The following is a 24,765-nucleotide window of genomic DNA, read 5'->3' as shown; positions in this document are numbered from 1 at the left end:
TTAAGATTGCTCCGTGCCGGTCTCGTCAGACTCGGCCGGCGGCTCCGCCTCGTCCGCCTCGGGGCGCGGGCGGGTCCGATAGAGGTGGACGGCGAGGGCCACGCCGGCCAGACTGAGGAGCGTCGCCAGCCACGGGGCCGCCGCGCCGACGGGCGTGTCTGCCGTCGCGGGCAGCGTGTCGAACTGCCAGAGCGCCCAGCCGACCGAAAAACAGGCCACCAACGCCCAGTTGAAGACGGTCCGCCGGTCGAACTCGCCGCGTCGGTGGCGGGCGAGGATCGCCCCGAGGGCGAGCACCCAGCCGACGACGATGAGCGTGACCGTCTCCACGGTGACGAGTCGCATACCGGTAGTCGCCGCGAGAGTGGTTTAAACCCCCCGACACGGGCGTCTCGCACTTGATAACCCTTAAGATGCGCTCACGGATATCCGTGTGCAATGAGAGTCGTCATCTCCATCGGCGGAAGCGTGCTCGCGCCGGACCTCGACGCCCGACGCGTGGAGGGTCACGCCTCCGTCGTCGAAACGCTCGCGCGAGACGGGTGCGAAATCGGTGCGGTCGTCGGCGGCGGCGGCGTCGCCCGCGACTACATCGGTGCCGCCCGCGACCTCGGCGCGAACGAGGTTCAACTCGACCAGATCGGCATCGACGTGACCAGAATCAACGCCCGCCTGCTCATCGCGGCGCTCGGCTCACAGGTCGACCCCAAGGTCGCCCACGACTACGAGGACGCCGGCGACGCCATCCGACGCGGCGACATCTCGGTGATGGGCGGCGTCATGCCCGGCCAGACCACCGACGCCGTCGCGGCCGCGCTCGCCGAGTACGTCGACGCCGACCTGCTCGTCTACGCGACCAGCGTCGACGGCGTCTTCAGCGCCGACCCGAACACCGACCCCGACGCGACGAAGTTCGAGGAGATGACCGCCGCGGAACTCGTCGACGTCATCGGCGACATCGAGATGAACGCCGGCTCGTCCGCCCCGGTCGACCTCCTCGCCGCGAAGCTCATCGAGCGCGCGAAGATGCGCACCATCGTCCTCGACGGCACGGACCCCGACCGCATCACGCCGGCGGTCCTCCGCGGCGAGCACACGGGCACCGACATCATCCCGGAGGGCGGCGACGAACCGACCTACTGGGCCCCCTGAGATGACGACCGACGACCCCTCCCGCGGCGACGCTCCCGCCGCGGACGCGACCGACGGCGACGGCGACGCGGCCGCCAATCACCACGGCTTCTGGGCCGACGAGGTCGCCGACGAAATCGAGGCCCGCGACCCCGACGAGCCGGTCGTAATCAAGGGCGGCGTCTCGCCGTCCGGCGTGGCCCACCTCGGCAACTTCAACGAGATTATGCGCGGCTACTTCGTCGCCGAGGTGCTCCGCGAGCGCGGCCACGAGGTCCGGCAGGTGTTCACCAGCGACGACAAGGACCCGCTCCGAAAGCTCCCGCGGAAGCTCGCGGACGCCGACGGCAACATCGTCGGTCTCGGCGAGGTCGACGCCGGCGCGCTCGGCCGCAACCTCGGCAAGCCGTACACGTCGATTCCGGACCCGTTCGGCGAGGCCGAGTCGTACGCGGCGCACTTCGCGGCGCTCCTGAAGGCCGACGCCGACCGCCTCGGCGTCCCGGTGGAGATGATTTCCAACACCGAGCTGTACGAAAACGGCGACTTCGACCCCGTGGTCGAACACGTCCTCGAACACGCCGACACCGCGCGCGAGGTGCTGAGCGAGTACCAGTCGAAGGTCGACGAGGACTACGTCCCGTTCAACCCCGTCTGCGCCGAGTGCGGCAAAATCACGGAGACGGTCACGGACATCGACCTCGACGCCGGCACCGTCGACTACGTCTGCACCGACATGACCGTCGGCGACAACACCATCGACGGCTGCGGCCACGAGGGGACCGCGACGTTCCGCGAGGGGAAGCTCCCGTGGCGCTTCGAGTGGCCCGGCCAGTGGCAGGTCCTCGGCGTCGACTTCGAGCCGTTCGGGAAGGACCACGCCGAGGGCTCGTGGCCCTCCGGCACGGACATCGCCGAGAACGTCCTCGGAATCGAGCCGCCGGTGCCGATGGTGTACGAGTGGTTCACGCTCAACGGCGAGGCGCTGTCGTCGTCCGCCGGCAACATCGTCACCGTCGCGGAGATGCTCGACCTGCTCGAACCCGAGGTGCTCCGGTACTTCTTCGCGCTCAACCCGCGGAAGGCCCGCGACCTCGACCTCACGCGGCTCGACCAGCTCGTCGACGACTTCGACCGCTTCGAGCGCGCCTACTTCGGCGAGGTCGACGACGAGAGTCTGACCCGCTTCGCCGAGCGCGCCTACCCGTTCGTCGTCGACGAGGTCCGCGAGGACCGGGTTCGGCTCCCGTACACGTTCGCGGCCGTCCTCGGCATGACCGACGACGAGGACCTGCGCGTCAAGATGGCCCGCAACGAGGGCTTCTTCGACGAGGACACGCCCGACGAGGTGGTCGACGAGGCGCTCGCTCGGGTCGAACGCGCCCGCCGCTGGGCCGAGAAGATGGACAACCAGTACAACTACCGCCTGCAGGTCGACCTCCCCGAGTTCGACTTCGAGCCCGCGGTCGAGGCCGCGCTCGACGACCTCGCTGACTTCGTCGCCGAGGGCCACGACGGCGAGGCGATTCAGGGCGAAATCTACGAGACGGCGCGCCGCCACGACATCGAGATGGGCGACTTCTTCGCCGCCGGCTACCGCCTGTTCTTCGACGCCGAACAGGGCCCGCGGCTCGGCGAGTTCCTCGGCGAGCTAGAGCGCGACTTCGTCGTCACGCGGCTCCGCCGCGAGGACTGACCTCGCGCCTCGCAGGGCGCGGTTCGCTGTTTACTTCGATTCTCACGCCCGACGACCCGCGAGCAACGCCGCCGCGCCGAGCCCCGCGACCGCGAGCGCGCCGAGACCCGCGCCGAAGCCGGGGATTCCGGTGTCGGTCGTCGATGCCGAGGTGGTCGTCGACGCGGTCGTCGTCGCTGCGTCCTCGACGACGACGCCCTCGGCCTCCGCGAGCGCGCTCGACTCGTTGCGGACCGAGACGGAGAACGTCGAGCCCGGCGGAATATCCGAGAAGTCGAGGGTCGCCGAGAAGTTCCCGTCATCGCCGACGACGGCCTCGCTCGTCTTGAGGAACCGCGGGCTCGTGTCGCTGGCCGACTGGACGCGGACCGAGACCGTCGTCCCCGCTTCGAGGTCGCTCGTCCCCCGAATCGTCGCGTCTTCGGCCTGCGTGACGGTCACGTTCCCGCCGGTCGTCGCGAGGCTCACCGACGGGGCGTCCTGTGCTGCGGCCGCGGTCGCCCCGCCGACGAGCGCGGCGCAGACGACGGCGGCGACGACGAACCAACGGAGTCGGATTCGTTCGAACATGCCATCCGACACTACTCGAATTCGGGAGAAATAGATACTCAAATGTCAAATAGCTCTTTGAGTTACCGGCGGCGCGGGGGCGATGACTCGGTCGGTCTCAGTTCTCCTCGATGGCGTCTATCACGACCGCACCGACGACGGCGAGTCGCGGGTCGAGACGCTCGCGGTCCACGTCGATAGTGTACTTGTCCCGGAAGGAGAACCGCTCGTCCACCGCGCCGACCGGCTCGCCGGCCGCGTCCTCGATGCGGTACGAGAAGGGAATGAGCGTCGTGAGGAGCCGTCTGGCGACCGCCATCGGGACGTTGTCCTCGACGATTCGCCCCACGACGGAGCCGTCGGGGCCGAGCAGTTGGTAGGTGTGTTTGGCGAACGAGAACGCGCCGCGTTTGACCGCGCCGACGCGCTCGCCGGTCCGGCTGTCGACGATGTCGTAGGCGGTCGACACGTCGAGGACGCTGTCGGCCTTGACGCGGAAGCGCTCCTCGCCGGTGTCGTGGTCGTCCAGCCGGAAGTCCTCTTTCAGCTTGAACTTCTTTTGCTTCGCCGAGAGGATGGGGTCGTCGCCCTCGTAGACGACGTACTTGTTGCCGATGGACACCTTCTGTCGGACCTCGTAGCGGGAACTGTCGAACACGGTACTCGATGGTCGCCGGGGTGGCTAAAACCCTTCTGGGGGACGACTTATGTCCCCGACGCGCGTACAGATGGACGGGCTCGTTCCCCCGCGAACGACGCCTACCGCGGCCTCGCCGCACCACACTTCACATGTCTCTCATCGACTTCATCCGGTCCGTGGAGGAATCGCAAGACGAATTCGACGTCGAACTGGAGGAGTTCGACGCCGACTCCGAACAGGAAGCCGTCGACGACGAGTCCTCGGGCGGCCGCTCGTACGGCCGGCTGTTCCTCGTCGCCTTGCTCCTCGTGGGCGTCGCCTACGCCGTCTCCCGGCTTCGCTCGTCGTCCGGCGACTCCTTTACCGACATCGCGCTCGCCGACGACGACGCCGAGAGCGAGACGGCGACCGACGACGACGCGGCCGACGACGAAGACGCCACGGTCACCGTCGAACACGACCCCGAAGACGAGACGGAAGACGCGGCGTCCGACGACGAAACTGACGAGGCCGACGGCGACGAAGCGGCCGATGCGGACGACGACGGCGCGGTCGAAGTCGAAATCGAGTCGCCCGGCGACGACGGCGACGAAGACGAGTAATCCCATTCGTGACGGCCGGCTGGCGGCGGCGCTCGCGGCCGCCGACGCCCGCCCGCGGTCGTCGAACAGCGGTACCGTGACCCGAACGGTGGTACCGTAACCCGAACGCCTTTTGGCCCGCGCCGCTTCCCTTCGGGCGATGAACACGCTGCTTTGGGTTCTCGCCGGTTTCATCGCCTACTCTCTCCTCGCGGCGCTGTTGCGTGCTCGCGGGATTCTCCCCGAGTACGTCCGCGTCCAAGGTCCGCTCACGACGGTCCACACCCGTCGCGGCCGCGAACTCCTCGACAGGCTCGCCGCCCCCAAGCGGTTCTGGCGGGCGTGGAGCAACGTCGGCCTCGGCATCGCCCTCGTCATCATGGCGGGGACGTTCGTCCTCCTCGTCTACCAGGCGGTCGTCATCCTCCAGAACCCGCCCGCGCCGACGCAGGTGAACCAGCCGCAGAACTTCCTCGTCATCCCCGGCGTCAACGACTTCCTCCCGCTTTCGGTCGCTCCGGAAATCCTCTTCGGCCTCCTCGTCGGTCTCGTCGTCCACGAGGGCGGCCACGGCATCCTCAGCCGCGTCGAGGGCATCGACGTGGAGTCGATGGGCATCGTCCTCCTGACGATACTCCCCATCGGAGCGTTCGTCGAACCCTCCGAGGAGAGCCAGCGCCGCGCCGACCGCGGCGGCAAGTCGCGGATGTTCGCCGCCGGCGTGACGAACAACTTCGCCGTCACGCTGGTCGCGTTCGCCCTGCTTTTCGGCCCGGTCATCGGCTCTATCACCGTCGCGCCGGGCGTCGCCGTCTCCGGCGCGTACGCCGGTTCACCTGCCGACGCGGCGGGCATCTCGGGCGGCGACCGCGTGACCGCCATCGAGGGCACGCCGGTCAACACGACGCAGGAACTCGACGCCGCGCTCCTCGCGACCGACGCGGGAACGGTGTCGGTCGAACTCGACGGCGAACGGACCGTCTCGGTCACGCGCGAACTCGTCGTCGCCGGCTCCGTCGAAGGCAACCCCGCGAACCTCACCGTCGAGTCCGGGACCGACCCGATTCGCGTGACCGCGGTCAACGGGACCGCCGTCTCGACGCGCGCCGGCTTCGAGTCGGCCGTCGGCGACTCGCGGTTCGCCCGCCTCGACACCTCCGCCGGCGAGCGCACCATCCCGGTCGGTGCCTACATCACGAACGTCGCAGAAGACGGCCCGCTGTACAACGCCACGGGGACGACGCAACCCCTCATCGTCTCGTCGTTCAACGGCGAGCGCATCACCTCATCGACGGGACTTCAGGAGGCGCTCGACCGGACAGCGCCCGACCAGACCGTCGCCGTCGAAGTCTACCGCGACGGCGGCTTCGAGACGGTGCAGGTGACGCTCGGCGAGAACCCGCAGGACGGAAACGGGTTCCTCGGCGTCAACATCTTCCAGGGGACGAGCGGCCTGCTCCTGACGGACTTCGGCACGCAGGAGTACCCCGCGGGGACGTACCTCTCGCTTCTCGGCGGTGACGGCGGCGACGGCGGCGGCCTCGGCAGCGCCTTCGCCGGGTCGCCCCTCCAGCTCGTCTACGTGTCGCTCCTGTTGCCCCTCGCGTCGGTCGTCCTCGGGATTCCGAACTTCCCCGGCTTCACCGGCGAGGTCATCAACTTCTACCAGGTCGGCGGCCCGCTCGGCTTCCTCGGCGGCGGCGTCTTCATCGTCGCCAACGTCCTGTTCTGGACGGCGTGGATAAACCTCCAGCTGGGGCTTTTCAACTGCATCCCCGGCTACCCGCTCGACGGCGGTCGCATCCTCCGGACCTCGACCGAGGCCGTGGTCTCGCGGCTCCCGGTCGACGACCCCCACACCGTCGTCCGGACCATCACGACCTCGATCGGGCTCACGATGCTCGCGTCGCTCGTGCTCATGATATTCGGGCCGACGCTCCTCGGCTGAGCGCCTCGGCCGCCCCTGTCGGGGTCGACTCGCCTGCCTTCGACGGTTCTCGAACCGCGAAAACGACTCGCAACTTCAATACCGGATGACTCCCTAGGCCCCCGTATGGTAGAGGCCCCACAGACCGACGAGGGCTGGTTCGCGCTGCACGACTTCCGAACCGTCGACTGGGACGCGTGGCGTGACGCGCCCGACCGCGAGCGCCGCCGCGCAATCGAGGAGGGCGTCGCATACCTCGACGCCCACGAGGCGGTCGAGGACGCCGAGGCGGGCGCGTCCGCCGTCTTCTCCGTGCTCGGCCACAAGGCGGACTTCGTGGTCGTCCACTTCCGGCCGACGCTCGACGACATCTCCCGCGCCGAGCGGCAGTTCGAGCGGACCGCGCTCGCGGCCTTCACCGAGCAGCCGACCTCCTACGTCTCCGTCACCGAGGTGTCCGGCTACGTCTCGGACGACTACTTCGAGGGTAACGAGGAGGACATCGACACCGGGCTGCTCCGCTACATCGAGGGCAAGCTCAAGCCCGACATCCCGGCGGACACCTACATGTCCTTCTACCCGATGTCGAAGCGCCGCGGCGAGGAGCACAACTGGTACGACCTCTCGTTCGACGAGCGCCGCGACCTGATGTCCACCCACGGCGACACCGGCCGGAAGTACGCCGGGAAAATCAAGCAGGTCATCGCCTCCTCGGTCGGCTTCGACGACTACGAGTGGGGCGTCACGCTCTTCGGCGACGACCCGACCGACATCAAGGACATCGTCTACGAGATGCGCTTCGACGAGGTCTCCTCGAAGTACGGCGAGTTCGGCCAGTTCTACGTCGGCCGGCGCTTCCCGCCGTCGGACCTCGGCGCGTTCCTCGCGGGCGACGGCGTCCCGACCAGCGAGTTCGAAGACGAGTCCCACCACGGCGCGCACGCGCACGGCGAGGGTGGCCACCACCACGGCGGCGACGGCCACCATCACGGCGGCGAAGGCGGACAGCACCACGGTGAGGGTGGCGACGGCCACCATCACGGCGGCGAGAGCGACGACGGCGGCCACCACCACGGTGACGACGGCGGCGACGAAGCCGGCGACGAGGACATCCGCGGGCAGCTCGAAGACCTGAACATCTACGCCGGCAAGCCCCACGGCGAGGACGTGTACGCGACGGTCCTCTACTCCGAGGCCGACGCCGACGAGCTGTTCGACGAGGTCGAGGGCCTCCGCGGCAACTTCGACCACTACCCGACGCACGTCAAGACGGCCGTCTACGAGGCAAACGAGCGCGGTCGGGTCGCCGTCGTCTCCATCTGGGAGACGGCGTCGGCGGCCGAGACCGCCGCGGGATTCCTCTCGGAACTCCCCGGCATCGTCGAGCGCGCCGGCGAGGAGTCCGGCTTCGGCACGATGGGGATGTTCTACACCGTCAAGTCCGAACACCGCGGCGACTTCGTCGAGAAGTTCGGCACCGTCGGCGGCCTCCTCGAAGAGATGGACGGCCACTTCGACACGGACCTGATGGTCAACGTCGAAGACGAAGACGACATGTTCATCGCCAGCCAGTGGCGCTCGCAGGACGACGCCATGGAGTTCTTCCGCTCCGACGCGTTCCGCGACACGGTCCAGTGGGGTCGCGACGTGCTCGCGGACCGGCCGCGACACGTGTTCTTAGCGTAGCTCCGCGACCATCGGGAGCGGGGTGAGGAATCCCCATCGGGGGTGACGAACCTTTTTGTCCAGGTTTTGCCAGTGAGCGGAGCGAGCGCAGGAAAAGGTGGCGTGTACGTGCTCGCGGACCGGCCGCGACACGTCTTCCTCGCCTAACGCGGTCGAACGCCCAAAATCAGACTGCAGCTTTTTCTACGCGAGCGCGGCGCGAACGTCCCGGAGCTTCGGGCGGACCTTGTCGGTTCCGACGTTGTACGCGAAGTACAGCGCCACCGCGCCCATCACGACCGCCCACGCGGCGATTTCGACGTTGCCCTGTTCGAAGGTGATGAGCGCGAAGCGCTCGATGTACGCGCCGGCGAGCGAAAGCCCCGCACTCCCGAGACTGAAGACGAGAAGTTCGAGGAGGTCCGGAAGCAGGTCGACGAGTGAACTACGCATGGTCGTCCCGGACTCGGTCGAGCGTTGTGTCTCTTTTGGTCCCGGCACGCGGGTCGCCCGCGAGGCGCGCTCCGACTCCGACTCCGACTCGGTCACCGGTCGCCGCGGCCGTCCCTGCGTCCGGCCGACTCCCGTTCCGTCAGTTCTGCTCGAAGGCTCGCTCTCTCGCGTTTCCGGAGGGCGACTGCGACCGCGATTGCGACCCGGCGACGTAGCTCTCGGTTTCGACTAGCTTGTCGAGGCGGCGTTCGAACTCCTCGTCGGAGAGGTCGCCGGCCGCGTAGCGCTCTCGCAGCCGCTCGATGGCCGACTCGTCGTCCACGGGGTCGTAGGTCCCTCGGTCCGCCCTCCGCGCCCACTCGTCTTCGCCGTCGGACTCGCCGCGGTCACCGCGGAAGCGACGCAGGACGCGCCGCCCGCCGTAGGCCACCACCGCCGTCGACGGAGCGACGGCGAGGAACCAGACGACTGCGAGATGCACTTCGAGGCCCATCATCAGCGCGATGAGCATCATCCACACCCCGGTAACCACGCCTAAGAGCGGTGGGCTTCGGGCGACGGCGCGGGCCTCACGGGAGAGCGCCGAACCGAATCGTTCGAGGACCATTGGTCGAACGTGTCTCTCGAAATACAAAAAACTGCGTGAGCGGGTCGGGTTAGTTTCCGTCGCCGTTCCCGCGACCCGGAGCGTCGTCGCTTCGTCCCGGGTTATCGGCGTCGTCGCCGTCGGGGTCGTTCCCGTGGCCGCGGTCGTCGTCCTCCGGCGTGTAGACGTACAGGCAGTCGTTCTTGTACGAGCGGCCGAACTGGTCGGCGTCCTCGCAACAGAGCACGCGACCGTCGTCCATCACGGCGAGGTTGTCGACGTTGATGAGCGCGTCGTCGACCCGCTGGAGCTGGAGCCGCCGGTGGCGTTCGACATGTCGTCGTTGAGTTCGGCGGCGGCGGTGTAGTAGGCTGCTAAGTGCGATATATATCGAAGGGGAGCCCTCGTGAGCGTCGGTGACCGAACGGACAGAACGGAAAACAGCCGGGGTCGACCGCGGACGCGCCGTCAGCGCCCGTTTCGGACGTAGTCCACGGCGCCGACGACGCCGGTGAGGAGCGTCAGCGCTATCCAGCGACCGGCGTCGTCGCCGCGCTTCTTGGCGTCGAGGCTGACCAGCCACGCGAGCGCGACGTGGGCAACCGCGGTGACGCCGAGGAGGGTCTTCAGGCGACCCATCAGGCTTCGTTGCGCGCGCCCTTCGCGACGCGCTTGTCGAGGCCGGCCGCGCGGATGTCGTCGCCGTCGACCGACGAGCGGAGCGCGTCCATGCCATCGAAGCGGTCGATGCCGAAGTTGTCCGCGTACAGGTCCTCGACGCGGGTTAGCTCCTCGTCGGTGAGCTTCGGCACGTCGGAGGCCTTCGCCCACTCGTCGATGTCGTCTTTCGTGCGGAACGTCGGCGTGACGGCCGCGGTCTCGTCGTAGCCGAGGAGGTAGGCGATGGACGCCTGTGCCATGGTGCGCTCGCCGTCGCGTTCGAGGAAGCGGAGTTGTTCGAGCTTCTCCCAGCCCGTCTCGTACCACTCGTCGGGGCGGAAGCCGCGGTGGTCGCCGGAGCCGAGTTCGGTCTCGGGGCGGACCTGCTCGTTCAGGAGGCCCGAGGAGTGCGGCACGCGGGCGATGAGGCTCGTCGAGGAACCGGTCTCGCGGATGGTGTCGAGGAAGTGGTTGCCCACGTCCTGTTCGAAGGCGTTCCAGACGATTTGGAGCGCGTCGAACTCCTCTTCGATGGCCATGTCGCCTTCGGCCAGCCAGCCGATGGAGGGGCCGAGCGCCCAGCCGGTGGCCTTGATGAGGCCCTCCTCTTTCAGTTCGTCGAGGGCTTCGAGCACGTCGGGCGTGACCTCGTCGACGTTCGCGTTGTGGAGTTGCAGGAGGTCCACGTACTCCATGTCGAGGCGTTCGAGGCTCTTTTCGGTCGCCTCGCGGACCCACTCGCCGGTTATCTCCTTGGGGAGTTCGCCGTGGCCGGCCTGCGGGTTGTTGTAGAAGTCGTAGCCGATTTTGGTGGCGACGGTGACCTCGTCGCGGTAGTCGGCGAGGGCCTCGCCGACGACCTCCTCGGAGTGGCCGTGGCCGTACACGTCACCCGTGTCGAAGAAGTCGATACCCCGGTCGATGGCGTGGTGGAGCATCTCGATGGAGTCTTCGTCCGAGCGGTCGCCCCACCAGTCGGTCCCGACGACCCACGCACCGAAGCCGACCTCGCTGACTTCGATTCCGGAGGTGCCGAGTTCGCGGTAGTGCATGGCCGGCCCTACGAATTGGGGCGACTTATTGGGTGTGTTTTGTTTCCGTCTCGTGGGAATCCCCGGCGTGAGCGGCGCTCGCGGCCCGCGCTCGGCTCCGGGCGCTGTGTGTATTTGCTCGCTACCGAGTGAATCCGCAGATTCATGCACGGTGATGTCGAACCACGCCAGCAATGGACGTGATTCCGGTTCGAGTCGGATTTCTCTTCGCGACCGAACTCATGGAGGAACAGCGAGTGGCGTTCGAGTGGGCCGAGTCGATAGCGAGCGTCGAAACAATCTCCCTCGACGCCGTCGCAGCCGGGGAGACCGACCTTTCCGAGTTCGACGTGCTGTGGTGGCACTCCGACCGCCACGTCGACGCCGACGTGCGCGCTCTCGCGGCCGAGTGTGTGCCCGCACTGGACGCGTACCTCGCCGACGGCGGCGGACTCCTCCTGACGCTCAACGCCCTCTCGGCGGTCGACGCGCTGGGAATCGACCCCGTCGCGCCCGACGCGGTCGGGACCGAGAACTCGCCGCACCCGACCGGACTGCTGACGAAGTCCATCCACGCGGACCACCCGCTGTTCGACGGGTTCGACACGCTGGGCGTCCACCTCCAACCACCCGAAGCGCCGCGCCCCTTCGCCCGGTACGAACACGTCCTCCCCGAGAACGGGCAGGTCCTCGCCAGCACGCTCCACGGTGACGACTTCCTCGTCGCGCTCAAGTCCGTCGTCGCGTGGGACCGCGGCGCGGGCGCGGTCTACGGCATCGGTGCCGAGGTCGCCTTTCTCACCCACCACGGCAACGACTTCGAGACGATGGGCGCGAACGAGCACCTCCTCCGCAACGCGCTCGCGGTCCTCGGCGGCCCCGTCCACCGCAGACCGGCGTTCACCGACCGCCCCGCGGACGCCGAGGGGTTCGCCGCGATGCGCGAGCGACTCGGCGACGACCATCTCCGACCCCGGTACCACCTCGCCGGCCCCGCAAACTGGCTGAACGACCCGAACGGCGTCATCCAGCACGACGGGACCTACCACCTGTTCTACCAGTACAACCCCGGCGGGCCGTTCCACGGGTCGATTCACTGGGGCCACGCGACCAGCGAGGACCTCCTGCACTGGACGGACCGACCGGTCGCGCTCGCCCCGGACCCGGACGGTCCGGACCGCGACGGCTGTTGGTCCGGGTGCGCCGTCGTCGACGACGAGGGCGTGCCGACGATTATCTACACGGGCGGTCGCGACCACCACCAGCTTCCCTGTCTGGCGACGACGAGCGACCCGCTGCTCCGGTCGTGGGACAAAGCGCCCGACAACCCAGTCATCGAGACGCCCCCGGACGACCTCGACATCCTCGAGACCGACGACTGGGCCGCGGAGTTCCGCGACCACGCCGTCTGGAAGGTCGGCGACGACTGGTACCAGCTCATCGGCTCCGCAATCGCGGCGGTCGGCGGCGTCGCGCTCCTCTATCGCTCGCCCGACTTGCGCGAGTGGGAGTACGTCGGTCCGATTCTCTCCGGTAGCGAGGGTCACGGAACCGTCTGGGAGTGCCCGGAGCTCCTCGACTTCGGCGACCACCAACTGCTGCACGTCTCGAACTACGAGGACGTGCGCTACTTCGTCGGCACCGCCGACCTCGACGCCCCGGAGTTCGCGGTCGAACGCGAGGGCCTGCTCGACTACGGCGACTTCTACGCCCCGCAGTCCACCGTCGTCGACGACGGCCGGACGCTCGCGTGGGGGTGGGTCAAAGAGACCCGCGGCGTCGACGCGCAGTGGCGCGCCGGCTGGTCCGGGATGCTCTCGCTCCCGCGCGAGCTTTCGGTGACCGCCGCCGGCGAGTTCCGACAGCGACCCGCCGGAGAACTCGCCACCCTCCGCGGCCGTCACGTCGAACTCGACGCGAGCGCGCTCGACGCCGACGAGCACGCGTCGCTCGACCTCTCGGGCAACGCCTACGAACTCGCCGTCGACGTCGCGGTCGACGGCGACGGGGCGTTCGAACTCGGGCTGTTCGAGTCGCCGGCGCTTGGCGAGCGGACCGTCCTCCGGTACGACGGCGACCGCGTCACGGTCGACCGCGAGCGGATCACCCGAGCCCACGACGCGGACCGAGAGCCCCGCTCGATGCCCGTCGAGGGCGAGTCGGTGTCGCTCCGCGTGTTCGTCGACTGTTCGGTCGTCGAGGTGTTCGCCGACGAGCAGCGCTGTCTGACGACCCGGGTCTACCCGACGCGCGCGGACGCCGACGGCGTCTCGGTCGCGGTCCGACGCGGCGAGGGCGACGGCCGGGTCGACGTCCGCTCGCTCGACGCGTGGGAACTCGACGCGACGTTCGAGGCGCGAAAACGAGCGTGACCGCCGCGTTCGTTCAGTAGTCGCCGCCGCGGGTGGCGTCCCCGTCTCGCTCCCACCACGGCGTCGGCAGTTCCTCGCGCGGCAGCGGCAGGTGTCCGTGGCCGAGGGTGTCGACGAGGTCGGTCTCGTCGCCGTCGAGAGCGACCCGGACGGTCGGCGCGAGCGTGCCGCCGAAGCGGCGCTGCTGTTCTTCGGGCGGGAGGAGTCCCACGTCGTCGAGGCTCGGTCGGTCGTAGTCGAAGTAGTTGAAGAACGACGAGACGAGGAGGTCGTCGCCGTGGTCGTAGACGAGCCACGAGTACGCCTGGAAGGGCGCGCCTTTCGGGTTCGTGAGAACCATCCCGTGGCCGTTCAGGGGTTCGTAGTCGCCCGCGAGGTCGTCGGCGACGAACCCGTAGAGGGCATCGTAGCCCGTCAGGCCGGGCGCGAACGTGTGGACGTGGCTGGAGACGAACAGGTGGTACGTCCCGTCGCGGACGACGAGGTGCGGGCGCTCCAGTTCCTGATTGACGCAGACGGCGTCGAGAAGCGGCGGCCGGAGTTCGAAGTCGGTCGGGTCGCCGGTCGGCGAGTGGGCGATGCCGACGCTCCCGTTGAACTCCTCCCAGACGGGGTCGTCGCACTCGCCGGTCCCCTCGGGGACGGGCGTGTTCGCCTCGAAGAGGAGGTACGTCTCGCCCGACGCGGGGTCCTCGAAGAACCACGGGTCGCGGAAGGTGTATATCATCCCGCGCGACTGGTCCTCGCGCTCGTACCAGTCGCCGTCCGGCGTGAGGATGATTCGGTGGTTCCACGACCCCTCGATGCTGAATCCGGCGTCGTCGGTGCGGACGGTCCCCCCGGTGGCGACTGCGATGCGCTGGGTGTAGGTCAGCTCCTCGGCGCCGTCCTCTCCGGCCGCGGTGTAGTAGAGATAGACGTCGTCGCCGTCGCCGTCCGGGTCGTACATCGCCGACCCGGCCCACTGACGCTGGCCGAGCGCGCCGCCGTCGAAGACGACGCCGCCGGTGGTCCACTCCTCGCCGTCTCGGGAGTAGAAGTAGCGAATCGTCGCCACGTCGTGGCGCTTGCCGGGGAGGAGGTCCGACGACGACGTCAGCGAGAAGATGACGCGATAGCCGTCGATTTCGGCGACGGAGCCGTCGCGGTTCCGGAGGAACCACGTGTCCCAGATGTGCAGGTCGTCGTCAAGTCGCTCGTCCGGGGGATAGATGACCGGCGCGACGTTCGAGTCGTCGCGGCGGAGGCCAGCGGCGTGTTCCCGCGTCCACGCCGGAATCCCTTCTCTGAATTTTTCACTCATTATCGTGTAAACTCGGGCGACTGTGATAGGTTTCACCATTCGTATCACCCATCGGAGAGACACCCCACTCGGTCCGTTTCGGGTTCCGTTCGGCGCTAGCGACGGGTCGAACTTGTTCCATCAGACACGCGCCCGACCCCCGAAACCAGCTAATATTGCCCGGAGGAGGCCTGACGCGCGGTTCGCACAACCGAATCCCTTTGAATCTCGACGGCTTACGACGGTGCAATGACAAAGGTCCGCGTTTCGCTTCCGGAAGACGCCGAAGACGGCTTACAGGCGTTTATCGACGAGGTCGACGCTCGTCTGGCCTCGGACGAAGACACCTGCACGGTCGTTCGGGACACCCTCATCGACCTGTTCGGCGACCGCGAGGCGTGGGAGCGCTGGCAGAACGGCAAGCCCGTCTCGCCCGCGACGCGGGTCCGACTGCAGGGGTACGACCCCTGCAACGCGACGCTCGAAGCCGAGTACTACGCCGAGAAGGACGACGAGAAGTTCAAGCGCTCGAAGCATCTCCAGTGGCTCTGGCGGCAGTTCGACGCGACGCCGATGGCCGACAACGTCGCGTTCGCCCTCCGGTTCCGACAGATGCTCGCCAACCACCTCTTCGAGGAGGCCGGGGACAACCTCCGCATCTTCAAGGGCGTCACCTTCTCGTACGGCCACAACATCTCCGTCGGCGACAACACGGTCATCCACGACGACGTGCACCTCGACGACCGCGGGAAACTCACCATCGGCGACCGCGTCTCCATCTCCGACAGCGCCCACATCTACAGCCACTCCCACGACACCGTCGACCAGACCGAGGTCAGAAACTACCACACGACCGTCGGCGACGACGCGCGCATCACCTACGACGCGATGGTGAACGCCGGCGTTTCGGTCGGCGAGAACGCCATCGTCGGGGCCCGGTCGGTCGTGCAGGGCGACGTGCCCGCCCACCACATCGCTGTCGGCTCGCCCGCCAAGAGCGTGAAAGTAAAGCCCGGCTTCGAGGACGCGGCCGAACCGCTCGACGCCGGCGGCGAGCGCCGCGCCGACGAGCGCGAGATTCCTTACGAGCTCCCCGACGACCTCGACGCCTTCGACGAGTTCGACCGCGAACTCGACGGACCGGTGAATTCCCACCGACGCGAGTAACTCCCTTTTCGGTGCCAGACCGCCGCGCCGGCATCGCCCGCGACCACCGTCGAGAGCGTCAGCAGACCCGTTCGACCGAAGAACCGATATAGCATGCTAACGTAAGTCAATGTGTGATGGACATCTGGGGTTGGATCGTCGTCTACGCCCTCGGGTTGACCCTGCTCCAGCTCCTGGTCTATCGGTACCTCGTCAACGGCGGTGAGCCGACGATGGGCGAGGGGACCGGTCGGGACTCCGCCCGGACGGACCGCTACGCCCACCCCGAAATCGCGGCGTCGTTCGACGACGGCTCGCAGGCCGGCGTGCAGACGACGCCGACGGGCGAGCGCATCTGCCCGAACTGCGGGGTCGAAAACGAGGCCGACACCACCTTCGACCTCTGCTGGAACTGCACCCGACGGCTCCGGTGACGACTCGCGGCCGAGCCCGTTTTACCAGCCCTCGACTAACTACGCGTATCATGGCCGACGACGACGAACTCCACGGCGAAATCGACGCGCTGGCCCGCGATATCGAGCGGGCGATTCTCGAATTCGACTCGGCCCTCGAACGCCACGCGATGCTTCGGCAGACCGCCCGCGAGCCGGTGTTTCGCTCCGAATCGCCGGAGCTCGACGACGTGCAGAACCTGTTTTTCTGAGTCGGTGACGCGTGCTATTCTTCGAAGAAGGTGAGAAGCAACGCGATGACGACGTAGACTCCCGCACCTATCAGTGCGAGTCTCACTGGCTGGCCGGGGGCGTCGAGTGCGCCGGTGTCGGTGACGCTGGCGTACACTTGGACCGTGAGCAACAGCGAGAGGACCATCAGCCACCGCCGAATCGACAGGAGGGACGTCTCGGTGTCCATATGCCCCGTTCGGACAACTGTCAATAAAGCCGGCTGTACGCCGACCGGGAGTGCCGCGAGTGAAACGAGCGGCACGTTGGCGAGATAGCATCTCGCCAGAACTGAGCAAACCGAAGGTTTGCGAAGGTCGGTCGGCAAACGACCGAAGGGAGTACCGCGAGTGAAACGAGCGGTACGTCGGTGAGACAGCGTCTCACCGGAAGTGCGCCGACCGGGAATTGAACCCCACTCGCAACGCTTCGCGTTGCTCGCTGCTTCAATTCCCTCAGGTCGCATCTCTTCACTCCATGGACTCGGAGCCTCTCGGCTCCTCGTCTGGCTCCGTTCAGAAGATGCGCCGACCGGGAATTGAACCCGGGCTCCGAGCTTGGGAAGCTCGTGTCCTACCACTGGACCATCGGCGCGCTACGCTTTGCTTGCGCCCCTGACTCGACCTCGCTCCGCTCGGTCGACCATCGGCGCTCATTGCATTCACCCCGTGGCTGACTTCACTTCGTTCAGTCACCCATCGGCGCTCACATTCGTTCGCCCCGCGCGTTGTCTCACTTCGTTCGACAACACATCGGCGCGCTGCGCTTCGAACCGCGTTCCGAAGCAAAAATCCGTAGACCGCGGGGGCACTTGAACGTAGCGCTTCACCCCATCGAACCCCCGCGAAAACTGGACGGCCGTCCATTGTTTTCGCGTGACACGTGACTATTTGGGCCCCCGGTTCCAACCGGCGCCCATGACATCCGTCGACGTTCTCTCGGAGGACGCCCCGTTCGACCTCCTGTTCTCCGAAGCGGAACTCGAAGCGCATCGCGAACACATCACGACCTTCATCGAAGACACCGTCGAAGCCGCCGGAGCCGACGGGGCCGTCCTCGGCCTCTCCGGGGGGATTGACTCGACGCTCACCGCCTTCCTCGCCGTCGAGGCGCTCGGGGAGGAGAACCTCCACGGGCTCGTCATGCCGAGCGTGGCGAACGCCGAGGACATGATGAGCGACGCCGAGGGGGTCGCCGAGATGCTGGGAATCGAGTACGACGTGGTCGAGATTCAGCCCATCGCCGAGACGTTCTTCGACACGTTCCCCGAGGCGGCCGACGACCGCATGGCCGCCGGGAACGTCTACGTCCGCACGCGGGCGGTGCTCAACTACTTCGTCGCCAACCACGAGAACCGCATCGTGCTCGGGACGGGCAACCGCGCCGAGGCGATGACCGGCTACTTCACGAAGTACGGCGACCAGGCGGTCGACTGCAACCCCATCGGGAACCTCTACAAACAGCAGGTCCGCCAGCTGGCCGCCCACGTCGGCGTGCCGGAAGAACTCGTGTTACAGACCCCCTCGGCCGAGATGTGGTCCGGCCAGACCGACGAGGGCGAACTGGGGCTCACCTACGACGCGCTCGACGCGATTCTCGCGCTCCACGTGGACGGCCCGCTCTCGAAGTCCGCGACGGTCCGCCACCTCGGCGTGACCGAAGAACAGGTCGACCGCGTGGTCGGCCTCGTCGCGGGCAGCGCCCACAAGCGGTCGATGCCCCCCGCGCCGTCGGCGCTGGACGTGTAACCAGCCGTCGAACCGCTCCGTTCGCAGCACTCACTTTTCGCGCGACGCCGCGATGTCGTCGACGTTCGCCCGATGAAGTTCGGCGAAGCCGGCGGCTTCCCGTTCGAGTCGCGCTTCCCGCCCGTCGCGGTCGCGCAGTCGCTCCTTGATGATTCGGAGCGACCGGTGGTCGTTGTCGGCCATCGAGGCCGCGACCGCGCGCGGGTCGTCGACGATTCGGGAGACGAGGCCCATCCGGAGCGCCTCGTCGGCGTCGACGACGCGGCCCGAAAGCGAGAATTCGAGGGCGTGACCCTCGCCGACGACGCGCGGGAGGCGGACGGTCCCGCCCCACGCGCCGAACAGGCCGAGTCGGACGCCCGGTTCGCCGAGGGTCGCCCGCGGGGTGGCCACCCGCACGTCGCAGGCGAGCGCGAGTTCGACGCCGCCGCCGCGGGCCGCTCCGTCGATGCCGGCGACGACGACCGATTCGGCGGCTTCGATGGCGTCGGCGACGCGCTGGCCGTGTTTTGCGAACGCTTCCGGATCGTCGAGGTCGGCGACGCTGTCGAGGTCCGCGCCGGCGCAGAACGCCGGGCCGTTCCCCCGGAGGAGGACCACCGGCGCGTCGGCCTCGACGACCGCGGCTTCGAGGGCGTCGAGGTCGGTCGGTCTGAGCGCGTTCCGTCGCGCCGGGCGGTCGATGGTCACGACCCGGAGGTCGCCGTCGTCCGTCGTCCGTATCATACGCCCGTTGTGCCGTGGTTTTCCAAAGGTCTTTGCCCTCCCAACCGTAAGTCTCGGCCGATGGACGACGCCGTGCGAGCCCGCGAGGCCGCGCGCGAGGCCCTCTCCGATATCGAGCCCGAGGCCCTCCGTGCGGCGCTGGACGAACGCCTCGACGCCGCCTCCCTGACGCCGGCAGTGCTCACGTTCGTGAGCGCGCGGGCCGTCGAACCGAAGGTCGACCTGAACGGGATGGCCTCCCGCGCGGCCGGAGTGCAACTCATCTACGAGGGCCTCCGGCTCACCCGGTCGCTCGCCCACGACGAGCCGTGGACGCATCTCGATAGCCCCGAGGAGGACACCGACGCGGACCTCGACATCCTCGCGGCGGACGTGCTCGTCTCGCGCGGCTTCTACCTCCTCGCCCGAACCGAGGCCGCCGACCACGCCGTCGAGACGGTCCGCGCCTTCGGCCGCGACCAGACTCGCCGCCGCTCGGCAGACGAAGCGGCACGCCCGGACCTCGACGGCGAACTCGAAGTGAACATCTGCACGCTCGCCGTCGTCGCCGGCACCACGGCCGTCGGCTCGGCCCCGCCGACCGCCCTCGTGGAGTACGCCGCCGGACTGGCCGACACCCACGACGGCGATTTCCCCCCGGCCGACGAGACCGTCTCCGAGGGGACCGTCGAGCGCATCGCGGCCCTCTATCAGGGCGGCGGTGGCGACGACGCGGTCACCTCCGCGGCGGACCGCTAATCGACATACGCTACCACGGTTCCGGGTCGGTTCGAATCGAAACCCCTAAAGAGTAACCCGGACAACCAAGGAATGCCTGCCTGGGTAGCTTAGCGGTAAAGCGCGTCCTTGGTAAGGACGAGAGCCCGGGTTCAAATCCCGGCCTAGGCTNAGTAACCCGGACAACCAAGGAATGCCTGCCTGGGTAGCTTAGCGGTAAAGCGCGTCCTTGGTAAGGACGAGAGCCCGGGTTCAAATCCCGGCCTAGGCTTTCTGTGAGGAACAACGTGACGAGCGGAAGCCGTAGCCGGATTTGAGCAGCGAGCAAATCTCTGATTTGCGAGTGAGTTCAAATCCCGGCCTAGGCTCTTCTCGGAATCTAACTATCGAGCGAGGCGTCTCGTCGCCGAGCAGTTACTGGATTCCGGTTGAGACTGAACCNGTTCAAATCCCGGCCTAGGCTCTTCTCGGAATCTAACTATCGAGCGAGGCGTCTCGTCGCCGAGCAGTTACTGGATTCCGGTTGAGACTGAACCGCCCCACTCGCACTCTCACTCCTCCCAGTCCCACCACTCACCAGCATCCTCCGAACCCAACACGTTCGCCTTCGAGTACCTCCCGACCTCGTCCTCGGCCAACGCCGTCGCCCACGAGACCCGCTCGCCCTCCGAACCCGGGCCTCGGCTGTCGTACTCCGCGTATTCGACCGTCTCCTCGGCTTCCGGACGCGACCAGTTGTGCCAGCCGACGGGGACGACGTGCGAGCCCATCCGCGTGCGAATAAACGCGGTCCGGGCGTGATTCCGCCACGGGCGGCCGAGATACACCTCGGACACGTCGGCGTCGGCGGTCAGTTCGCAGTCGAGAAAGACGAAACCGAAGGGCTCGCTCTCGGGCGTCGAGGCCGCCGTCACGTACGAGTCGGCTTTCGAGTGGACGCGGCAGTCCTCGAAGACGGCGGTCGCACCGCCGAAAATGAAGTCGGTCGTCCCCTCGACGTAGCAGTCCGAGAAGTACTGGCGCGCGCCCTCGCCGGCGGCGTAGACGGTGTCTTGGTGGCCGAGGAAGCGACAGTTCTCGAAGCTCGCCCGGTCGGCGTCCACGTGGATCGAAACGGCCTGTCCGACCGGGCCGGCGCTGTTCTCGACGGTCAGGTCGCGGGCGCGGAAGTCGTTGCCGCGGACCTTCAGCGTGTAGGTGAAGAAGGTACTGTTGCGGCCGCGGTCGATTCTCTCGAAGTGGTCACCGTGGGTGATGACCGTCCCCTCGGCGCTCTCGCCGACGAGGGTGATGTCGGGGTTCCACGCGTGGACTTCGACCTTCTCGTCGTACACGCCGTCCCGGACGAGGATTCGGATTCGGTCCGGCGGGAACGACTTCGCGCCGTCGATAGCGGCCTGAATCGTCTCGTAGTCGCCGGTGCCGTCCTTCGCGACGACGTAATCGTACTCGTCGGGATCGTCGGTTTCGGCGAGCGTGCCGAGCAGTCCGACGGCGACGCCGAGCGAAATCAACGCGAGAGTGAGAGACGCGAGCATGGCACGTACGTAACGTGCCGCCGATATACGCTTGGGGGATAGCGGAGGAACTCACGGTCGGGTCGGGTCGGGTCGGGTCGGAAACGGGAACGGGAACGGACCACCGCTTACCCGCAGCATCTCACACGAATATCCACGATAGACATTTACACGCACGCGATGTCGCCTGAGCCATGACACGGCTTTCGCGGTTCGGACCGACCCGCGTCCGGTGGGCGCTCTGGGCGCTCCTGACGACGGGCTTTCTCCTCGTCAGCTTTCATCGCGTCACCTCGGCGGTCCTCGCCGACGACCTCGCGCGGACGTTCGACACGACCGGCGCGGAACTCGGCATGCTCCACGCCTCCTTTTTCTACATCTACGCCGGCCTGCAGCTCCCGGCGGGCATCCTCGTGGACCGCGCGGGGTCGCGCCGGGTCGCCGCCGGCGGGCTCGCCGTGATGGCGCTCGGCGTCTTCGGCTTCGCGCTCGCGCCGACCTACGGGGTGGCGTTCGCCTCGCGGGCGCTCCTCGGTCTCGGCGGGAGCGTCCTCTACACGGCCACGCTTCGGTTCCTCGCCAACTGGTACCGGCCGGACGAGTTCGCCACGATGACCGGGTGGACCGTCGCCGCGGCGGGCATGGGCGGCGTGCTGGCGACGACGCCGCTCGCGGTCGCAATCGACTCGGTCGGCTGGCGTTCGGTGCTCCTCGGGGTCGGCGTCGGCGGCGTCGGCCTCGCCGTCGTGACGTACCTCGCGGTCCGCGACCGACCGCGAGACGCCGGGTTCGACCCCCTCGACGGCGTCCGCCCGCCCGCGTCGTCGGTCGAACTCGGGACGGTCGTCGAGAACACGAAGCGCGTCCTCCGCGAGGGCGAGACGTGGCTGATGGGGACGATGCTGTTTCTCGTCTTGGGCACGAACTTCACCGTCACCGGCCTGTGGGGCGTGCCCTACATCGCCGACCTCTACGACGTGTCGGTCCGGACGGCCTCGCTTTTCGTCTTCGTCGGCAACGTCGGCTTCCTCCTCGGGTCGCCCGTGCTGGGGACGCTCTCGGACCGCATCGGCTACCGCACCGAACTCATCGTCGCCTCCTGTGTCGTCTTCACCCTCGCGTACGGGCTCGTCTTCCTCCTCGTGACGCCGCCGCTGTTGGTGGTCGGCGTCCTGCTGTTTTCGGCGCTGTTCGTCATGGGCGGGGCCGTCATCGCCTTCACGGTCGCCAAGGAGCGCCACGACGCCACCGCGAGCGCGACGGTCACGGGCGCGATAAACAGCATGGGCTACTTCGGCGCGGCGCTGTTTCCGGCGGTGATGGGTCTCGCCCTCGACGCCTACTGGACGGGCGAGACGGTGGCCGGCGCGCGGGTCTACACGCCGACCGGCTACCGCGTCGCGTTCGGCATCGCCACCGCCGCGGGCGTCGTCGCGGTGTGCTGTGCGTACCTGCTCCATCGGCGGGAGGCCCGCGCCGATGCGCCCCCGTCTCCGACCGCGAAACCGACCGACTGAGACGCGCCTTCCCCGCTAAAATAGCCGTCTCAGCTCTCGTATCGCGCTAACACGAACGGGTACTGGCTCCCCAGTTCGTCGTCCACGACGAACTCGGATTCGACCGCGAACCCGGTCGAATCGAGCGTCTCGTAGGTCTCGTCGATGTCGGGGAAGCTCCAGCGCATCTCGACGCCGCTGTCGAGCCAGTCGGGGTTCGACCCGGTCCACGCCTCGCCGCCGACGGTCGAAAGCAGGGTGCCGCCGGGCCGGAGGACGCGGGCGAACTCCGCGAACACCCGCTCGTGTTCCGCGATTGGGACGTGGATGACGGAATAGAACGCGCAGACGGCGTCGAAGGAGTCCGACCGGACCGGAAGCGCGGTCATGTCTCCCTGTGCGAACCGCGCCGCCGGCACGTCTCGGCGGGCGCGGCGCAGTTGCTCGCGGGAGAAGTCGACGCCGACCACGTCGAAGTCGGCCGCGAGAGCGTCCGTCACGGGCGTTCCCTGCCCGCAGCCGGCGTCGAGCACCCGCGCGTCCGGGTCGAGGGCGTCGGCGAACTCGTCGAGCACCGCGGGCGCGTCGTCGCTCCGCTGGTCGAGGTAGTCGTCCGCGAGGCGGTCGTACGCGTCTCTGACGGCGCGTCGTTGGTCTGTCATTCTGGAACTCGGGTGAGTTCGACCGCGCGGCCGTCAGATAAGTGTCTTGTCCCGGTCGGCCCCCTCGCAGGCTGTCGGTTCGAAACGGCTGTCGGTTCGGAACGGAAGCGGCGCTGAAACCCGGAGAATTGGCGGTCGAGACGCCTCGAAAACGGGTGCCGCTTACCGGAGGTCGCGGACGAACCGCTCCGGCACGTAGTCGACGACGTGGTCGGGTATCGCCGCGACGGCGGTCTCCGCGATGGCGACCATCGGTTTCCGGAGCAGGACGTAGACGCCGGAGACGGCGACCGCGGCGATGACGAGCGTCTCCGCGAGGCCGTCGAAGGCGAGGACCGGCGGGACGGCAAAGGCGAGCGTCAGCGCGAGGTCCTCGGGCGCGCCGTCGTAGCGAATCAGGCGCTTCGGGGCGAGCCACCGGCCGTTCCAGTGGTCGTAGACGGCGCGCTCGGAGGTGCCGAGCCACGGCTTGAGTTCGAGGCCGCCGCCGAGCACGTCGGACGCGGAGTGGAGCGCGGCCGCCGCGAGGAACAGCGCGACGGCGAGCGTCGTGGTCGTCGGGTTCAGCGCGGCGACCGCTACCGCGGGCACGGCGAGCGCGCTGAAGTACACGGGGAAGTGGAGGGTCTTCCGGTGGCCCGCGTACAGGTCGAAGTCGGGGAACAGGCCGCCGAGTGCGGCCGCGAGCACCGGGAGCATCCCGGCCTCGGGGACCAGCGCCCACACGGCGGTGCCGAGGACGACACCCGCGAGGGCGTGAGTGGTGGCCATCATCGATGGGGCGTATGCAATCTGGAGGAAAAACGATGTCGGTGGTCGTGCTAGCTAGTCTCACGGTCGAATTTAGGCTGCTCAGGTCGTAGCACACCGCAATGGTCCCCAGTCGAATCGAGCGACTCGCGGGACGGGCGATTCAGGCCATCATCGTGTGTATCTTCCTCGTCGGTCTCTACACGCGGAACCTGAGCGTCGCCGTCAACGCCGTGCTCGCGCTGGCGGCGACGTTCCTCCCCGCGGTGCTCCGCCGCGACTGGCAGATTCGGCTCCACCCGCTTCTCGGCCTCTGGCTGGCGCTGGCGGTGTTGCTCCACGCCATCGGCATGCTCGGCCCGTACCACTACATCGACTGGTGGGACCACGTCACCCACACGCTCTCGGCGACCGTGGTCGCGGCGGTCGGTTACGTCACCGCGCGGGCCGTCGACGAGTACACCGAGACCGTCTACCTCCCCGACCGCTTCATGTTCGTCTACATCCTGCTTTTCACGCTCGCGGCCGGCGTGTTCTGGGAGGTACTCGAGTTCGGTGCGCGACTCGCCGCCGACGCCGTCGGCTCGGAGGCCGTCCTCGTTCAGTACGGTCTCGGCGACACTATCGTCGACCTCGTCTTCGACACGGTCGGCGCGGTGCTCGTCGCCCTCTTCGGGACGCCGTCACTCGCGGACACCATCGATTCGGTCACGGAGCGACTCGAACGGACTCGACCCTGACGGGGGC

Annotated in this window: 26 protein-coding genes, 3 tRNA genes and 1 pseudogene; 15 read left to right on the top strand and 15 right to left on the bottom strand. The window is 68.0% G+C overall.

The features are described from left to right. Positions 1–345, bottom strand: a complete 345-nt coding sequence (locus tag C454_RS13190; RefSeq protein WP_004976410.1) for a hypothetical protein — start codon at positions 343–345, stop codon at positions 1–3. Between the two features lie 93 nt (positions 346–438). Between C454_RS13190 and pyrH the strand changes: the two genes are divergently transcribed. Together pyrH and lysS are read left to right on the top strand one after the other, a co-directional pair. Beyond that, a complete protein-coding gene (pyrH, locus tag C454_RS13185; RefSeq protein ID WP_004976409.1) occupies positions 439–1,152 on the top strand; it encodes a UMP kinase in 714 nt (237 codons plus the stop codon). A gap of 1 nt (position 1,153) precedes the next feature. Continuing rightward, entirely contained in the window at positions 1,154–2,827 is a 1,674-nt protein-coding gene (lysS, locus tag C454_RS13180) for a lysine--tRNA ligase (RefSeq protein ID WP_004976408.1), read from the top strand. Positions 2,828–2,869: 42 nt separating this feature from the next. Here the strand turns inward: lysS and C454_RS13175 are convergent, their stop codons facing one another. Together C454_RS13175 and C454_RS13170 are read right to left on the bottom strand one after the other, a co-directional pair. Beyond that, a complete protein-coding gene (locus C454_RS13175; RefSeq protein WP_004976407.1) occupies positions 2,870–3,397 on the bottom strand; it encodes a BGTF surface domain-containing protein in 528 nt (175 codons plus the stop codon). Between the two features lie 97 nt (positions 3,398–3,494). Then, positions 3,495–4,034 carry an LURP-one-related/scramblase family protein gene (locus C454_RS13170; RefSeq protein ID WP_004976406.1) on the bottom strand — a complete coding sequence of 180 codons (540 nt, stop codon included), beginning with the start codon at positions 4,032–4,034 and terminating at the stop codon, positions 3,495–3,497. Between the two features lie 131 nt (positions 4,035–4,165). Here C454_RS13170 and C454_RS13165 point away from each other — a divergent pair, with 131 nt between their 5' ends. The 3 genes from C454_RS13165 to C454_RS13155 all read left to right on the top strand — a co-directional run bounded on the left by C454_RS13165 (position 4,166) and on the right by C454_RS13155 (position 8,210). Continuing rightward, positions 4,166–4,618 (top strand): hypothetical protein, encoded by a 453-nt coding sequence (locus C454_RS13165; protein WP_004976405.1) that lies wholly within the window; start codon positions 4,166–4,168, stop codon positions 4,616–4,618. A gap of 139 nt (positions 4,619–4,757) precedes the next feature. Continuing rightward, positions 4,758–6,545, top strand: a complete 1,788-nt coding sequence (locus C454_RS13160) for a site-2 protease family protein (protein WP_004976404.1) — start codon at positions 4,758–4,760, stop codon at positions 6,543–6,545. Positions 6,546–6,650: 105 nt separating this feature from the next. Beyond that, on the top strand, positions 6,651–8,210 hold the full coding sequence (locus tag C454_RS13155; protein WP_004976403.1) for a heme-binding protein: 1,560 nt from the start codon (positions 6,651–6,653) through the stop codon (positions 8,208–8,210). A 183-nt stretch (positions 8,211–8,393) separates the two neighbouring features. Here the strand turns inward: C454_RS13155 and C454_RS13150 are convergent, their stop codons facing one another. The 5 genes and pseudogenes from C454_RS13150 to C454_RS13135 all read right to left on the bottom strand — a co-directional run bounded on the left by C454_RS13150 (position 8,394) and on the right by C454_RS13135 (position 10,940). Beyond that, the gene (locus tag C454_RS13150; RefSeq protein WP_049905183.1) at positions 8,394–8,642 is read right to left on the bottom strand and encodes a hypothetical protein; all 249 of its coding nucleotides are present in this window, start codon (positions 8,640–8,642) and stop codon (positions 8,394–8,396) included. A 139-nt stretch (positions 8,643–8,781) separates the two neighbouring features. Next, positions 8,782–9,249, bottom strand: a complete 468-nt coding sequence (locus C454_RS13145) for an SHOCT domain-containing protein (RefSeq protein WP_004976401.1) — start codon at positions 9,247–9,249, stop codon at positions 8,782–8,784. Between the two features lie 49 nt (positions 9,250–9,298). After that, positions 9,299–9,594, bottom strand: a pseudogene (locus tag C454_RS13140) (alkaline phosphatase PhoX); the annotation flags it as partial. Positions 9,595–9,696: 102 nt separating this feature from the next. After that, entirely contained in the window at positions 9,697–9,867 is a 171-nt protein-coding gene (locus C454_RS20790) for a hypothetical protein (RefSeq protein WP_004976399.1), read from the bottom strand. Continuing rightward, positions 9,867–10,940 (bottom strand): aldo/keto reductase, encoded by a 1,074-nt coding sequence (locus C454_RS13135; protein WP_004976398.1) that lies wholly within the window; start codon positions 10,938–10,940, stop codon positions 9,867–9,869. The genes C454_RS20790 and C454_RS13135 overlap by 1 nt, the downstream gene beginning before the upstream one ends. Before the next feature lie 173 nt (positions 10,941–11,113). Between C454_RS13135 and C454_RS13130 the strand changes: the two genes are divergently transcribed. Beyond that, a complete protein-coding gene (locus tag C454_RS13130) occupies positions 11,114–13,291 on the top strand; it encodes a GH32 C-terminal domain-containing protein (RefSeq protein ID WP_004976397.1) in 2,178 nt (725 codons plus the stop codon). 13 nt (positions 13,292–13,304) lie between these two features. Here the strand turns inward: C454_RS13130 and C454_RS13125 are convergent, their stop codons facing one another. Beyond that, positions 13,305–14,594, bottom strand: coding sequence for a glycoside hydrolase family 68 protein (locus C454_RS13125; protein ID WP_004976396.1), 1,290 nt, complete (start codon positions 14,592–14,594; stop codon positions 13,305–13,307). Between the two features lie 228 nt (positions 14,595–14,822). On the opposite strand from C454_RS13125, the gene C454_RS13120 reads away from it, so the two are divergent. The 3 genes from C454_RS13120 to C454_RS13110 all read left to right on the top strand — a co-directional run bounded on the left by C454_RS13120 (position 14,823) and on the right by C454_RS13110 (position 16,383). Then, positions 14,823–15,740, top strand: a complete 918-nt coding sequence (locus C454_RS13120) for an acyltransferase (protein ID WP_004976395.1) — start codon at positions 14,823–14,825, stop codon at positions 15,738–15,740. A gap of 116 nt (positions 15,741–15,856) precedes the next feature. After that, the gene (locus tag C454_RS13115; RefSeq protein ID WP_004976394.1) at positions 15,857–16,153 is read left to right on the top strand and encodes a DUF7577 domain-containing protein; all 297 of its coding nucleotides are present in this window, start codon (positions 15,857–15,859) and stop codon (positions 16,151–16,153) included. Positions 16,154–16,203: 50 nt separating this feature from the next. Continuing rightward, positions 16,204–16,383, top strand: a complete 180-nt coding sequence (locus tag C454_RS13110) for a hypothetical protein (RefSeq protein WP_004976393.1) — start codon at positions 16,204–16,206, stop codon at positions 16,381–16,383. A gap of 14 nt (positions 16,384–16,397) precedes the next feature. Here C454_RS13110 and C454_RS13105 read toward each other — a convergent pair whose 3' ends face one another. Beyond that, positions 16,398–16,592 (bottom strand): hypothetical protein, encoded by a 195-nt coding sequence (locus tag C454_RS13105; protein ID WP_004976392.1) that lies wholly within the window; start codon positions 16,590–16,592, stop codon positions 16,398–16,400. Positions 16,593–16,925: 333 nt separating this feature from the next. Beyond that, a tRNA-Gly gene (locus C454_RS13100) sits at positions 16,926–16,996 on the bottom strand. A 323-nt stretch (positions 16,997–17,319) separates the two neighbouring features. On the opposite strand from C454_RS13100, the gene C454_RS13095 reads away from it, so the two are divergent. Continuing rightward, complete coding sequence (locus C454_RS13095; RefSeq protein WP_004976391.1) at positions 17,320–18,150, top strand: NAD+ synthase; 831 nt, start codon at positions 17,320–17,322, stop codon at positions 18,148–18,150. 30 nt (positions 18,151–18,180) lie between these two features. Here the strand turns inward: C454_RS13095 and C454_RS13090 are convergent, their stop codons facing one another. Next, a complete protein-coding gene (locus C454_RS13090; protein ID WP_004976390.1) occupies positions 18,181–18,876 on the bottom strand; it encodes an enoyl-CoA hydratase/isomerase family protein in 696 nt (231 codons plus the stop codon). 60 nt (positions 18,877–18,936) lie between these two features. On the opposite strand from C454_RS13090, the gene C454_RS13085 reads away from it, so the two are divergent. From C454_RS13085 to C454_RS13075, 3 genes are all read left to right on the top strand, one after another. Next, positions 18,937–19,614, top strand: coding sequence for a DUF7114 family protein (locus C454_RS13085; protein ID WP_004976389.1), 678 nt, complete (start codon positions 18,937–18,939; stop codon positions 19,612–19,614). A 78-nt stretch (positions 19,615–19,692) separates the two neighbouring features. Next, a tRNA-Thr gene (locus C454_RS13080) sits at positions 19,693–19,764 on the top strand. A gap of 28 nt (positions 19,765–19,792) precedes the next feature. Then, positions 19,793–19,864, top strand: a tRNA-Thr gene (locus C454_RS13075). 280 nt (positions 19,865–20,144) lie between these two features. On the opposite strand, the gene C454_RS13070 is transcribed toward C454_RS13075, so the two are convergent. Then, positions 20,145–21,131 carry a pectinesterase family protein gene (locus C454_RS13070; RefSeq protein WP_004976388.1) on the bottom strand — a complete coding sequence of 329 codons (987 nt, stop codon included), beginning with the start codon at positions 21,129–21,131 and terminating at the stop codon, positions 20,145–20,147. A 173-nt stretch (positions 21,132–21,304) separates the two neighbouring features. Between C454_RS13070 and C454_RS13065 the strand changes: the two genes are divergently transcribed. Continuing rightward, positions 21,305–22,627 carry an MFS transporter gene (locus tag C454_RS13065; protein WP_004976387.1) on the top strand — a complete coding sequence of 441 codons (1,323 nt, stop codon included), beginning with the start codon at positions 21,305–21,307 and terminating at the stop codon, positions 22,625–22,627. Positions 22,628–22,656: 29 nt separating this feature from the next. On the opposite strand, the gene C454_RS13060 is transcribed toward C454_RS13065, so the two are convergent. Then, on the bottom strand, positions 22,657–23,268 hold the full coding sequence (locus C454_RS13060; protein ID WP_004976385.1) for a class I SAM-dependent methyltransferase: 612 nt from the start codon (positions 23,266–23,268) through the stop codon (positions 22,657–22,659). A 162-nt stretch (positions 23,269–23,430) separates the two neighbouring features. After that, positions 23,431–24,042, bottom strand: coding sequence for a metal-dependent hydrolase (locus C454_RS13055; RefSeq protein WP_172795736.1), 612 nt, complete (start codon positions 24,040–24,042; stop codon positions 23,431–23,433). Between the two features lie 98 nt (positions 24,043–24,140). On the opposite strand from C454_RS13055, the gene C454_RS13050 reads away from it, so the two are divergent. After that, on the top strand, positions 24,141–24,758 hold the full coding sequence (locus C454_RS13050) for a hypothetical protein (RefSeq protein ID WP_004976383.1): 618 nt from the start codon (positions 24,141–24,143) through the stop codon (positions 24,756–24,758). Positions 24,759–24,765: the final 7 nt, after the last annotated feature.

Origin of the sequence: Haloferax gibbonsii ATCC 33959, from assembly GCF_000336775.1 — an archaeon.
In the GTDB taxonomy this organism is placed as follows: Archaea; Halobacteriota; Halobacteria; order Halobacteriales; family Haloferacaceae; genus Haloferax; species Haloferax gibbonsii.
This window is presented reverse-complemented; position numbering and strand designations above follow the sequence as displayed.